Origin of the sequence: Burkholderia sp. KCJ3K979 (assembly GCF_016759955.1) — a bacterium.
In the GTDB taxonomy this organism is placed as follows: Bacteria; Pseudomonadota; Gammaproteobacteria; order Burkholderiales; family Burkholderiaceae; genus Burkholderia; species Burkholderia orbicola.
In genome coordinates this window covers 1-13,371 of sequence record NZ_JACFYV010000003.1, presented here as the reverse complement: position 1 = coordinate 13,371, position 13,371 = coordinate 1, and the positions used below count along the sequence as shown (strand labels likewise).

At 62.8% G+C, this 13,371-nt stretch carries 10 protein-coding genes and 2 pseudogenes; 5 read left to right on the top strand and 7 right to left on the bottom strand.

The genetic code is table 11. The annotated features are described in order from the left end of the window. The 4 genes from H3O04_RS01425 to H3O04_RS01410 all read right to left on the bottom strand — a co-directional run bounded on the left by H3O04_RS01425 (position 1) and on the right by H3O04_RS01410 (position 4,484). Complete coding sequence (locus tag H3O04_RS01425) at positions 1-1,470, bottom strand: carotenoid oxygenase family protein (protein WP_202586964.1); 1,470 nt, start codon at positions 1,468-1,470, stop codon at positions 1-3. A 99-nt stretch (positions 1,471-1,569) separates the two neighbouring features. Next, on the bottom strand, positions 1,570-2,376 hold the full coding sequence (locus H3O04_RS01420; RefSeq protein WP_202586963.1) for a hypothetical protein: 807 nt from the start codon (positions 2,374-2,376) through the stop codon (positions 1,570-1,572). 17 nt (positions 2,377-2,393) lie between these two features. Continuing rightward, entirely contained in the window at positions 2,394-3,629 is a 1,236-nt protein-coding gene (locus H3O04_RS01415; RefSeq protein WP_202586962.1) for an acyl-CoA dehydrogenase family protein, read from the bottom strand. 666 nt (positions 3,630-4,295) lie between these two features. After that, a complete protein-coding gene (locus tag H3O04_RS01410) occupies positions 4,296-4,484 on the bottom strand; it encodes a hypothetical protein (protein WP_202586961.1) in 189 nt (62 codons plus the stop codon). 288 nt (positions 4,485-4,772) lie between these two features. Between H3O04_RS01410 and H3O04_RS01405 the strand changes: the two genes are divergently transcribed. After that, entirely contained in the window at positions 4,773-5,264 is a 492-nt protein-coding gene (locus H3O04_RS01405; RefSeq protein ID WP_202586960.1) for a hypothetical protein, read from the top strand. A gap of 3 nt (positions 5,265-5,267) precedes the next feature. Continuing rightward, on the top strand, positions 5,268-6,806 hold the full coding sequence (locus tag H3O04_RS01400; protein WP_202586959.1) for an IS3 family transposase: 1,539 nt from the start codon (positions 5,268-5,270) through the stop codon (positions 6,804-6,806). Between the two features lie 30 nt (positions 6,807-6,836). Here H3O04_RS01400 and H3O04_RS01395 read toward each other — a convergent pair. Then, positions 6,837-9,692 (bottom strand): annotated as a pseudogene (locus H3O04_RS01395) (Tn3 family transposase); the annotation flags it as partial. Positions 9,693-9,830: 138 nt separating this feature from the next. Between H3O04_RS01395 and H3O04_RS01390 the strand changes: the two are divergent. From H3O04_RS01390 to H3O04_RS01385, 3 genes are all read left to right on the top strand, one after another. After that, entirely contained in the window at positions 9,831-10,589 is a 759-nt protein-coding gene (locus tag H3O04_RS01390; RefSeq protein WP_202586958.1) for a hypothetical protein, read from the top strand. Between the two features lie 495 nt (positions 10,590-11,084). Continuing rightward, on the top strand, positions 11,085-11,282 hold the full coding sequence (locus H3O04_RS35955; protein WP_237666133.1) for a hypothetical protein: 198 nt from the start codon (positions 11,085-11,087) through the stop codon (positions 11,280-11,282). Positions 11,283-11,324: 42 nt separating this feature from the next. Further along, on the top strand, positions 11,325-11,921 hold the full coding sequence (locus tag H3O04_RS01385; RefSeq protein ID WP_237666145.1) for a hypothetical protein: 597 nt from the start codon (positions 11,325-11,327) through the stop codon (positions 11,919-11,921). Positions 11,922-11,951: 30 nt separating this feature from the next. Here H3O04_RS01385 and H3O04_RS01380 read toward each other — a convergent pair. Next, positions 11,952-12,483 (bottom strand): annotated as a pseudogene (locus H3O04_RS01380) (LysR family transcriptional regulator); the annotation flags it as partial. 88 nt (positions 12,484-12,571) lie between these two features. After that, on the bottom strand, positions 12,572-13,371 hold an 800-nt coding region (locus H3O04_RS01375), incomplete at its 5' end, for an alpha/beta hydrolase (protein ID WP_202586957.1).

Sequence of the window (13,371 nt, the reverse complement as noted above, 5' to 3'; positions counted from 1 at the left end):
TTACCAAGCTCCCGGAAAATTGGTTTCGCCACGCAGCTGTCGGCCACCGTACCAATATCCGTGGCCAGTGCTACGGAGACGGAACGGCAGGGCCACCGTTGCAACAGGTGGCGCGTTGATGTCGCTCGCATCAAGGACGAGGAGTTCGCTGCGCATTTGCTCGTGCCGGCCGACGACGGTCATAATGTAGCCCTCGCCTTCTGCCGCGTTGTCGTGAGCGGGAACGAACTGAGGCTCGCCGATCGAGCAATTGTCTCCTGCGTAGAGGATTTTGGACGGCTTCGTGCCGTTTACATCCATGGTGGCGAGCCACTGGAACCCGCTCCCGACGCGCTCTTGACCAGGCACGTCCAAAAGGTTCATTGTGGCGAAGCTGTATGGCAAGGTTTCGAAACGGGTGTCGATCCGAGGAAGCTCGCAAGGGTATTCGAAAAGCGGCTGTTCGAGAAAACTGCCTTCTCTGCTTTCCATGTCAATCACCACGCGCTTCATATAAGGCATGGCGTCGGCCGGCTTGAACTGCGAGCCGTCAACGTTCGGGAAAAAGTGGAAAAAAGACCGCTTGCTGAAAGTGTTGTCGGCATAGATATATCGCCCATCATCATAGGCACCGACGGTATGGCCGTGGCACTGGTTGGGGCCCTTGAACCATCGAATCCGGTCGCCACGCCCCTTGCGCGGCAGCACGCCAAGATAGACACTCTCGGCCGGATCCCATTTGAAGGCAGGCTCATTCCGCTGGATCCACTCCAGCTCGTGACGGAGCGGGGTGATCGGGAAAACGACATAATTCTGCGTGACCATGATGTCATGGACCATGCAGGTGTAGGGCGCGTGGAACCACGTCTCGTGAGTAACGCGCCCTTCGCTGTCGGCTTCATAATAGGCGATATCGGTAGTGGCAGGACCAGCCGCGCAATATCCGAAGAATACGAGCTCGCCCGTTCTTGCATCGATCTTCGGATGTGCGGTGATCGCCTTGGCGGTCACCTTACCGTTCCAATCATATTCCCCGATGGTCTCGAGCGTGAAAGGGTTCAATTCGATAGCAGGGCTGTCCTCCTTCAATGCGAGTAGCTTGCCGCCGTGCATCAGCATCGTTACGTTCGCGGTGCCGCGGCTAAGCCCGACAACCGAGGGATCGTCCGAGAAAGGATTGCGATAGTGGCCGAACAGCGCACGGCCGGCCTTTTCCTCCGCCACGAAGCGGGGCGTGCGGACGTAGCGCATACGGAAATCGACCTTGCCGTCCTTGAAATAGAAACAGGAGGCCATGCCGTCTTCGTTGAGCATAAAGACATCATTCTCGACAAAGGCAGGCCATTTCCGATCTCCGATCAGGCGAAAGAAGCCGCCATCGAGGTTCTTCGGCACTTCTCCCTGCACAACTTCAAGCCCCGTCAGTTCGATCTCTGCGCGCATCGGCGCCTCGAAACTTGTGAAATCGTTGTTTGAAAATCGGATATTCATCGTTGTATGACCTCTGTCAGCAAAGGAAACGCTATCGCGGTTTTCTTCCACGTATTTTGACGCCAGTGCTTCTGGCTAACCATGTGTCACTTTTCCGCTCTAGGACGGTGGTTCGCACCATCCAGCAGACGTGCCCAAAGGCAAAAATTCTCGTATCTCGTCAATGATCCGGATCTCTCCGTCTACAATCTTGAACAATCCGAGCATATACATGGCGCCGGCATCAGGTCGCGGGTGTTCAGGTATGGGATGGAAATCCACCACCACAAAGCTGGCCGCGACGCCGAGTTCCACATCGAGTACTGGAAAGCGCCGTTCGCGCGCCTTGGGCCGCGCGGCGCGCGTATCATTCAGCGCAGAGGCGCAGCTATGCACCTTGCCATCGGCCGAGAGCAGCGTGCGCAGTGTGTTCGTCGTCTTGGCGCCGTTATCGTATTTATCACAGCGATAGTTGAAGCGCGGTATCAGGCCGTCGCTCTGCTCCAGTCCCTCCCAATACCGATCGGCTGCTTCACGCAACCCGTCACGGTCGACACGGCGATGCGAAGGGACCGTCGCCTGATACAGGATATCGGGCTTCAGCAACTGCTCGACATCAGCAAAATGGCCCTTCGAGTCCGTGCTGATAATCGTCTCCGCTTCTGCCAATCCACCCTCAACGATTCGAAGGCGCTGCGCGAAAGGACGTGGCTGATCCGCAACATAGGCAACGCCCACGCAAACGACCTGGCGGGTAAGCGCGTCCGCGAACGACTGGATGCCAGAGAAGCGCGGTTTGTAACCCCACAGTCCTTCGCCGATACCGAGCGCTCTACCATTTTCCGTCAGACGGAAGTTCGGCGCGAAGCGCAACCCCGACGGATCGCCGACGGACATCGCCGCGAGGTAGATGCCCATTTCGTCCATGAGTGTCGGCCCGTTTATCATGCAATGCCCACAGTCGGCTGGACGAAATATGCTCGCCCATAATTGACCGCGGCACTGTCGGACTGATGAGCGAGATGGCCGCGCAGAACCCCGACATTGCGCCAATAACGGCCGAGCATCGAATCCTTCTTCGCTGCCGAGGTACCAACAGTGCGGAAGATGATGTCGACCGCTTCGTGGGCAAGGTGGATGCTCTGCAGGACCACGAGCGTCAGGCGCCGCGCCTGGTCGTCCGAACACGACTCGCCCGTCGCGCAGGTCCGCCGCGCAATCTCCATATAATCGCTGGCCGTCTGGAGCAGAGCGGCTCGCGCAGTATCGACCAACGCGCGACAACGGCCGAAGTTGAGCTGATACTCCGCAAGTTCCTGCCGCGGAGCGCCGGTGGGTCCGGTCGCCTTGCGGGTGCGGAAGCTCTCCTCGTAGAGGTCCAGCGCGCCTTCGGCGGCGCCAACAATCACCGATGCGGATTCGGTGATAATGAATGGCCGGGCCGGGCCATGAAAGAGCGGGCTGTCATCATAGACTCCGGCGGGCAACACCGCCTTGATTGGCGGATATGCCTTGGTCCGATGCGCGGGGACGAACACATCCTGCATGACTACCCGATCGGATCCGGTTCCCTGCATGCCGATCACGTCCCAGTTGCGAACGCTCTCGTAGTCGTCGCGATCGAACAGGCCCATCCGCATCGGAGCGCCGCCAGATTCGACGTCATCGACCGTGAAGGTGAGCAGGATGTGCGTGGCGTGCGCGCAGCCCGACGCATAATCCCATGCGCCGCTGACGCGATAGCCGCCGGGGACCGCAACGCCACGGCCTTGCGGCGCTGCTACCTCGGGCGCCCGAAATTCTCCAGTTGTGCCATAGGCTTCGCACTGCGCCTCCAGCGGATAGGTTGCAAGTTGGTGAACGTGGCCAAGGACAAGTGACAGCACCCATGCGGTCTCGGGGCATCCGCGCGCAACGGCCGTGACGAGCTTCACATAGGTCGGCAGATCGAAGCCATAGCCACCGAAGACCCGAGGTTGAATCACGCGAAAAAAACCGGCGTCCACCATTGCCTGGTTCGTTTCCGCCGAAATGTTGCCTGTGGCCTCGGCCGCTGCCTGGGCACATCGGAGGACGTCGCGCATGGCATCCGCCCGGCGGATCATTTCCTCCGGCGTCAGGTCAGGCTCCGGCGGCGTGATGGTCTCGATATCGTGTTTCACGAACGTTACTGATTTCATTTCTTTTCCATCGATTGACGTATAGGATTGGCGCTCGCCCGAACGCTTCGATGGCACGCTTGCCCGCCACTGTCTGCGCAGGGCCCGGACTTTTTAAGCATTTGCCGCCCCGGATCAACCTCCCAGGGCGGCCGGACAGGCCGCAAGGATGTCGGCAAAATGTGCCCCCAGTTCGAGGCGGGGCACCAGTGCGAGATGAGGGCAAGGGCGTGAACTCGCCGCGGCCGGCCAATCCCAGACCCAAATCCCAAAGACTTGTAAGTTCGCCGATACGATCAGCAATGGACGCATTAGACGCAACCGCCCTGTCCGGCACTGCCTCCAGCGCTACCAAACCGCACGCATCGTTTTCACCACACACGAAGTTGATCCGTTCGCGACGACAAGTCGTTTCAGCATCCGCGATTAATATAAGTGCACATCGCCAAACAAACGAGTGGCGAGAATCGGAGTGGCTTATAGCCGGCAGACCAAACGTCGCGGAAAAGGCACGTCGGCAAAGGCGCTTGCCCCGTTACTATCTTCACGATAATTGGAGTAATGAACGCCTACACCTTCTCCGCTTTATCGGCGGCCTGTATGGCTTCGTGAACCATGAACAAGCACGCCGTCACTGGACACTTGGCGCTTGCTGCAGGGCCGCGCACCCATTTCAGCCTTCCACGCTCAGAACTTGTGCCGAATCGCGATGCGTACGGCAGTCTGCACATTCGTGTTCGACGACGCACCCAACCCGGCCTCGGCCTGCGTGCCGAACCCATGATCGTGTGCCAGCGTTCCGACGAGATAAACGTCGGTGCGCTTGGACAGGAAGTAGTCGGCGCTCAGAATGGGGTAATCGTCCTTTTCGTGCAAAATCTGGCGGTTTCGTTCGAAATTCCACGAAAAATCATGAGCTTATCAGGAGACCGATTTGGCGAAACCGTGTCCTCCGGATGCAAAATCTGGCGCTTCAACCCTCAGCACCGCCCAGACCTAACCGTGTCCGATAGGCAGCCAGCAGACACAGCTGGGCGTCGACCTGCGCCGCCAGCTTTGTCCGCTCCGCCGTCGCTACGCCGAGCGACGTACGTGCGCTTTCCAGTTCCCCGACTGTGAGCCGACCGTCGCACGTAGGGCATCGCGTTCGGTCTCGAAACGGACGTGATCGACACGTATGCGGTCAAGCGCCTCCCGTATCTGCTCACCGTGTGCCCGCGCTTCTCGCAGACTTGTACTCGCCGCGCCGGACTCGTCGACCAGCCGCGCGTTGTCCTTGTTCAGTCGGGTGATTTCGTTTTGCGTCAAGATAGCCGTCTGATTGGCATGGCACAGTTCGGTCCGCAGTTGCTGGACCTGCGTCTCGTGCCGGCGCGCTTCCTGTTCGCGCTGCTCGTGACTGGCGCCCCGGTAGGGTTCCAGCGCATCGTGCGATCCTATCGCAGACCGGTATTGGCGCTGATCGCGCTCGTCGACTTCATCGGATGGACGCCAATCCGCCAACCGTACCCATACGCCGTCCGTCTCTATCCGGCAGGCCTCATGATCCCGTGCCTCGCTGCCAGGGCGCGGCTTCCAGCAGGACGTCGCTGTATTGGTCGATGGGAAAGCTCAATGTGGGGGGTGCGGCGGAATTCTTGGACTATCAGGAGCTAGTCCATGTACTCATACGAAGAACGCATCCGAGCAGTCAAGCTGTACTTGAAGCTTGGAAAGCGCCTTACCGCGACCGTTCGTCAACTAGGCTATCCAACAACGAAATCGCTCGAACGCTGGTATCAGATGTACGAGCGATGTCTGGACTTGCCGAAGGAACGTATCTGCCTGAGGCCGCGCTATTCGGCGGAACAAAAGCAGGCGGCCACGGACCACTTTATGACCCATGGCCAGTGTCTGGCAGCAACGACGAAGGCCTTGGGGTATCCGGGACGCGGGACGCTCGTCACATGGCTTGATGAGCTGCATCCTGAGCGAAAGAAACGCGTCCTCGGTAAAGCTTCGGGTATTCGGCATACACCAGAGCTCAGGCAAACAGCGGTCATCGATCTGTGCACTCGACGAGGAAGCGCAGACGAAGTTGCCAAAAAGATTGGCGTGAGCCGCCCAACGCTGTACAACTGGAGAACTCGGTTACTCGGTCAGGAGGCTGTTTCAACCATGACACGCCGCAACGATCCGCCTCAGAGCTCCGAGAAGGCGACGCTGGAGCAGCAGGTCGAATCACTCCGACGAGACATCCGAAAGCTCCAGATCGAACACGACATCCTGAAGAAGGCCAACGAAATATTAAAAAAAGGCCTGGGCATCAACCCGCAACTCCTGACGAATCGGGAGAAGACAGCGCTGGTTGATGCCCTGAAACAGACCTACACGCTATCGGAGCTTTTTGCCGAATTGGGACTCGCACGCAGCTCCTACTTCTACCACCGGGCACGGATACAAACTGCCGACAAGTATGCTGGCGTACGCTGTGCCATCGCAGACATCTTTGAGCTGAATCACCGCTGCTACGGATATCGTCGAGTCCGCGCTGCACTGGGCAGGCAGAAGGTCTTCATCTCGGAGAAGGTCGTTCGGCGGTTGATGAAGCAGGAGCAGCTAAGCGCAGCCACAACGAGGCGACGTCGATACGGATCCTACGCCGGGGAAATAGGTCCGGCTCCAGAAAACCTGATCAATCGGGATTTCCGGGCCGCGGCACCGAATGAAAAGTGGCTCACAGACATCACGGAGTTCCAGATTCCTGCCGGTAAAGTCTATCTGTCTCCGGTCATTGATTGCTTCGATGGACTGGTGATCAGCTGGTCGATCGGTACGCGCCCCGACGCCGAGCTTGTAAATACGATGCTCGATGCCGCCATCGAAGCAATTGGAAGTAGCAACAGCCGGCCTGTGGTCCATTCAGATCGCGGCGCGCACTATCGCTGGCCAGGCTGGCTTACTCGGATACGCGAGGCCAATCTGACGCGCTCAATGTCGCGCAAGGGGTGCTCGCCCGATAACGCGGCGTGCGAAGGTTTCTTTGGACGGCTGAAGACGGAACTGTTTTACCCTCGAGACTGGCAGACCGTCAGCACCGACCAATTCATTGAGGTCATTGACTCGTACATTCGCTGGTACAACGAGAAACGGATCAAGATCTCGCTTGGTGCACGCAGTCCGATCGAATACCGAGCAAGCCTCGGGCTGACCACATAAACCAGTCCAAGAATTCCGCCGCACCCCCGTGCCCCTGAAGTTCACGTGCGCAAAATGCGCAGGCCCCATCCGGCGCAACCACTCGTCGTCGACCGGTCGTCCTTTACGTCGCCAGCCGTCGACCGTCGCCTGCATACGCTGCGTGTTCCAGGCGATCACAAGGTTCGTCAACAGTGTCAACGAACCCGAGATGGCGACCATTTCATCACGACGTCGACCGCGCTCGGAGGCCACTCTGCCAGTGTAGATCGCGCGCTGGAGCTGGTGGACCGACTCGCCGCGATTCAGCAACGTATGCAGCTCTCGGCGGAACGCCACGTTGCTGAAGTAATCGCACAGGAAAAGCGTGCGCAGCAACTTGCCGAGTTGATCGGCGGCCCGATGCACCGGGTCGCCTTGTGCGGCGCTGCCGAACCGCTGCAGCGCGACCACCGCGCTGACGCGGCCAGACTGAATCGAGGCGACGAGCCGCAGCAGTTCGTCCCAGCCGTCGCGAATTGCCTTTAGCGAAACGTCGTGGGCCACGACCGGCACCAGTCCTTCGGAGACGGCAAATCCGCGCGGCACATACAACTTGCGCTCGGCCAAATTGCGCAGGCGCGGACACAGGTCGAATCCCAGTAGCTTCGAGACGGCCATCCCAACGCTCGTGTACCCGTGCGTGTCGACGGAGAGTCGCATCAGTCCGCCATCGTCTCGGTTTTCGTTATGCCGCAGTACGCCTTCGATGGCCACGCCCGCCTGCCGCTCGTTCAGCACGATCGGTTGGTTATAGACAATGCCATGCTGATCCAGCACGTGCGTATAAATCCCGACTGCGTGGGTTCGGCGCCGCGGATCGATGCGGGCATAAAAGAGGTGCGGCGAAGTATCCAGACTCATGGAATCGCTGGATGCGTGTCGCCCCGTTCCCCACAATTCGGTAATCGGATGCGTGCGCTGGAATTCAACCACGCGCTCGTTCGCGCGCGACAGTCGGCCAGGCATCTCGAGCGCCCGCATCGCCGTCGCGATGGGCGCCAGATCGAGTTGTGGGACCATCGCCACGACGCTTTTCGCGTCGAGATCCGTTCCGTGTGCGATCAGCCCCGCGTATAACGAGACCAGTTCGTTCGCATCGCGCGCGCGACGCGCCAGCAGCGTTTCGCTGAAACCGCTGTGAGCATCCATCTCGATGAGCAGATCGGCTAACTGCGTTGTGCCGATTTCCTTGAACATCAAGTCGCGCATCCGTCTCGGGAGGCCATCGGTGGGCAACGCTTCAATCGCTGACAGGTGCAATGCACCGTCCGTCCCGACAATGACCCGTCCGGCCACCAGCGCTTCTTCGAGTGCCGCCAGCCCCGCCTTAAGGTGGCTCAATAGCCGTTCCAAGAAGGGTTCCGCCGTGTGGGACAAGCCGAGCGATGACAGATGCCGATCACGCTCGCACTCCCACCGCGCCGGCGGAATCAGCAGCTGATCACGGGCGCGGAACGACAGGCTATGGCTGGTCCAGACCGATCCGCGTCGCAAACCCCTGCGCAACCCCGTGATCGCCGAAGCCTCCAGCGCCCGCATCGCACGTACCCGGTCCTCCCCCTCGACGAGGTCCCGCCAGCTTGCGCTTACTGGCACCTCGCAGTCGGAGGGGAGTTCGGTCACGGCGCGGTCGTGCAGCGAGCTGACGAGTTCGAGCTGTCGCAGGCTCGGCTCAGCCTCCCTGCCGGACAGCTCCAGTTCGCGTAACGGCACCAGCAGGTTGCGGATGCGATGATGATCGTCGGTCAGCGTTTCGCGAACGCTGGCTGCGTGACTCGTCGGCGGCTTGTCTGACAGATCCTCGAGCAACTTGCCAATGTCGTCGAGCCGTCCTTCTGCGGAGCGGCTTGTATCGTTGACGAGCGCCTTGATCGACATCAGCTGCTGGCGGTACTCGACAGCGGACCGGGCTTGCTTGACCGTCGTCCGATCGTAGGCGTGCCGGACGAGATCAGACACGCGGCGACCCGTTTGGTAGAGCAGCGCGTCGGTCAACTCCAGCAGCGTGAAGTGCAAGAAGAAGATCAGCTCGATCGTGCGCGTCGACGCCTTGAGCTCACGAACCTTGGCGGGACGCCGGGCCTGTATGCGCTGTGCATAGGCACGCTGCTTCTCGATCGGCACCGCGTCCAGGTTCCACGTATGAGTGCCGAGTGACTTGAGGAAACGGACCTGCGAAAGTGTTTCGGTAATGGTAGACGGGCTGTGCCGTGCCGGTGGCGTCTTCAGCCATTCGAGCACGGTCATCCCTGACGTGCCGTGTTGCGTGGACAAGATCGCATCGGCGCGCATCAGTTCGGCGTCGCTGACGGTCGTCTGAATCGTGGCGAGCAGACCGCGTTCGGCCTCCGCCCAGATCGCTCGCCCCAAATCCCGCAGCGTTCGCTCGGCAGGAATCAACAGTCGCCGCTCGTACAGCCAGTAATGCGCATGCTGGACGAGTTCGTCGAGCGTCAGCGATTCGGCCGCATCCTGACGCATCCATGTTCCGAGGCCGGCCCACTGGTCGGCGCCGATCGACGTCAGGCCGAGGTATTCACACGCCCACACCTGGTGCTCGTATTGAGTCTTGTAGCGTTGGTAGAGCGTGCGCAGCGATGCGATCGACGGCGTCGGCAGACCGAGTCGCTCGCCGACATAGCGCAACAGTTGCCGTGGAAGGGTGCCAACGTGGTCCAGCGTGTGGCCGCTGGCCCGCAGAAAGACCAGTTGAACGGCGGCGCCCGCGCGACGATCGCGCCGGAAACGTTCGTTGATCGCAGCTACGTCGCTGTCGATCAGCGCGAAGTAGCGCTCGACGTCGAACTCCGACAGTCGCGCGGGTAAGCGATCTTGCCCCACATACCGAAATTCCAGGCCTGGCATCTGCTGCCTCCCGTCACGGTCGCAATTAAAAATTGCGGGCACGTAGCTTACCGCAGATCGCGGCCGGGACTGCCGACGGTAGCCGGAATCGACCGCAAGGCCTTGCTACAGAAGGCTTTGCGGCGAAACCGCCAGATTTTGCACGAAAAGGACGATTACCCCACGCCGTCGGATCTGCAGGACCGCTGGGCATTCGTGTTCGAGCGCGACGGCAAGGTCGGCGAGGATCGCATCCCGGCCGAAGCGCCGCTGGCGACCTTCGACGGCACGTACCATGCGCGCGTGCGGGCCGACGGCAGCGCGCGCGTCGACGTGAGCGTCATCCAGAACGGGAACCTGCTGTGGTCGCTGATGAACGCCGACTACGCGCAGGGCGCGACCGCCGTCGACCAGCACCTGTGCAACGGGTGGCTCAACGAGCCGGTCGAATGCCGCATCGACCGGCCGGGCACGAGCGACGCGTGGGCCGGCGGCTACCGGATCCGCGCGCAGGGCGTCGACCGACGCGCGCTCGACCGCACGTCGAGCGGCTACGTGTACAACGGCGGCGCCAGCTGGCGCGACAAGTGGGAGCAGCTCGCGACCTACCGGAGCGACGGCGACGTCGGCGACCTGTACGTGGGCGACCAGGAGGAAACGCGCATCGACGTGCGGATCGACGGCGTCGAGGCGGCCCGGCCGCTCACCGCCTGCGCCGCGCATTCGCCGTGGTTCGACGTCGACGTGACGCCGCAAGCGGGCGGGAACGGCGTCGCGTACCGTCAGCGCGTGGTGCAGAAGGCGCGCTGGTTGAGTCACGACGACCTGAACAGCGACGCGTTCGGCCGCTTCCTCGACGATGCGCAGCGCTGCACGAACACGCTGCGGCAGACGGTGTCGGTGCCGCCCGCCGCATAGGCGCGCGGAGCGGGACGTTTTTCGAGGAAAGACGCAGGATGTGCGCGCGGCAAGGCCGGGGCTGCATGTGACGGTGAAGTCGTCCGGCGGCATGGCGCGGCGACGCCGCCGCGCCCGCGACAGGCGCACCGCCGGCAGCAGCCGGACCGCCATGCACACTCAATGACACGGTTCTCGCGCCGGCCGGCATTCCCGGCCGCTGACGATTCCCGCGCACCGAGGCCGGCAATCATCCGCCTTCATCCCCCCTCCCGACGGGCCGGCAAACAACACTCGCCCGTCGCCATCTGGCGCAATCCGCGATCGTTCCGCGATAATTCGTCGTCTCGCCTGCTGAGCACGCCGAAGTTCGATCGAACCCGGCCCGCTCCGAGGCGAACAGCATGTCGGACCTACGAAAAGCATCCACGGCGCAACCGGGCCGCGCCGTCAGACAACACTTCCGGGGAACGTCGCCGCAGCCGGCAGCACGTCCTTGATAAGGAAATAACAAAGATGGATTTGCTGCGCTTCCTGCTGCTCCTGCGGATCCGCTTCGTCGGGCGCCTGCTCGGCCGCGTGCTGCGGCCGCTCGTCGGCAACGTGTCGTGTACCGCTCCGGCATGGGCCGGCTTCGCGGTCGCGACGGTGCGCCGCCGCCCGTGGCATGCGGCCGGCGCGGTCGTGCTCGGCGCCGCGCTCGCCGGCGCCTAGCACGGGTACCAGCACCGCCCGAACCCGCCCGAGCCCGAGACGGTGAGCTTCACCGTGAAGCCGCCGGCCGTGACGACCTACGACACCGACGAGAACGGCCGCCCGAAAGTCACGATCCATCCGCTCGACATCGTGTTCTCGCGTTCGGCCGCGCCGCTCGACCGCGTCGGCAAGGCGGTAGAGCACGGCATCGAGCTCGCGCCCGCGCTGAAGTGCGGCTGGCTATGGGTCGACGACAAGACGCTGCGCTTCACGCCGCTGACCGACTGGCCGGTCGGCGCGCACGTCGAAGGGCGGTTCGCGGTGCACCAGGCGTTCGCGCCGCAGGTGACAATGGCCGACGACCGCTTCGCGTTCGACGTCGTGCCGTTCACCGCGCAGTTCGGCGAAAACGAGTTCTGCCAGGACCCGGACAACCCCGCGCAGAAGCAGGCGATCCTCGCGCTGCAGTTCAACTACCCGGTCGATCCGGCCGAATTCGAGAAGCGCATCGGGCTCGTGCTGGTCGGCCGCGACGGCAAGAGCACGACGCCGCTGCGCTATTCGGTGTCCTACAACGACGCCAGGCTGCGGGCCTGGGTGCATTCGCAGCCGCTCGAGATTCCGCGCGAACCGCTGTCGGTGCGCCGGCGCAACTGATCCCGCCTTCAACGCCGGCGTTGCCTTGAACGCGCGCGCCGCGTCCACCATCCCGTAGGTGCCGTTGACGTCACCTGCCCGTCGGCCCGCACCTGCAGCGCCTGGTCGCCGCGCACGAGCTCCCATGCGTACAGCGCGCCGTGCGTCGGCAGGCGCAGGTTGATGCAGTCGTGGCCGGTCAGGTCCTGCTGCGTCGGTCCGGATGGTCGTGCAGCATCGGCGCGCCCCGCGGTCACGGCAGCGTCCTGATCACGTAGTCGGTCGCGTTGATGCGCACGGTGCCGGCCGGCTTGTCGCGTAGCTCGGCGACGGCCGACAGCTCGGCCTCGATCTCGCCGAAGCGCGGCGCGAGATTCTGCAGCAGGCGCTCGCCGGCTTCGGTCGGCGCGACGCTGTGGGTCGTGCGGGTCAGCAGACGCACGCCGAGCCGCGTTTCGAGCGCTCCGATCGTGTAGCTCACCGCGGATTGCGACACGCCGAGCTGCGCGGCCGCGCGCGTGAAGCTGCGCTCGCGCGCGACCGCGATGAAGGCGAGCAGGTCGGCAAAGTCGTCGCGCGGCATGGGTCGATCCGGTGGATAAGTGCACGGGCATCCTATCACGGGGTTGCACGATACGGCGGCCGGCGGCCGCGTGGCGCGACGACGGGCGTCAGCCCGCGTGCGGCGCGGCGCCCGTGCGGCCCGCGACGTCGTCGGTGCGTTTGCGCAGCGCGTAGCCGCTGCGCTGGAACGACGACGCGAAGAACAGCACCTGATAGCGGATCGCGTTCACCCAGTAGTCCCACGTGTGGCCGCCGGGCCGCTCCGCGTAGTCGTGCGGCACGCCGACCGCGACGAGCCGTTCGTGCAGCGTGCGGTTCGAGCCGACCAGCGTATCGTCGGTCCCGCAATCGATCGTCAGGTCCATGTGCGCATGCGCGAACGCACGCGCGTTCTCGACCATTGCGTTGCGGTTCCAGAACGACGGATGGCGCGTACGATCGCCGAACACGTGGTCGATGCGCGGCTCGTCGTCGCATGCGCGCGGATCGACCGCGCCGCTGATGCTGCCGGCCGCGCCGAACGCGTCCGGCCGGTCGAGCGCAATGCGCAGCGCGCCGAAGCCGCCCATGCTGAGCCCGGTGATCGCGCGCGCGCGTTTCGTGGCGATGGTGCGGAAATGCGAGTCGACGTAGGACACGACTTCCTTGCCGACGAAGGTCTCGTAGCGGCTGCCCGATTCGAACCGGCTGACGATGTACCAGCTTTCGTGGCCGCCGTCAGGCATCACGAGGATCACGCGGTAGCGGTCGGCCAGCTCGCCGAGGTGCGTGTTGGCGGTCCAGTCGGTACGGTCGCCGCCCGAGCCGTGCAGCACGTAGACGGCGGGGAAGCGTTCGGCGCGGGTCCCGCTGCGGCCGCCGCCGCGCTCGCCGCGCACGTAGGCGTCGGGCAGCACGACGGTCGCCG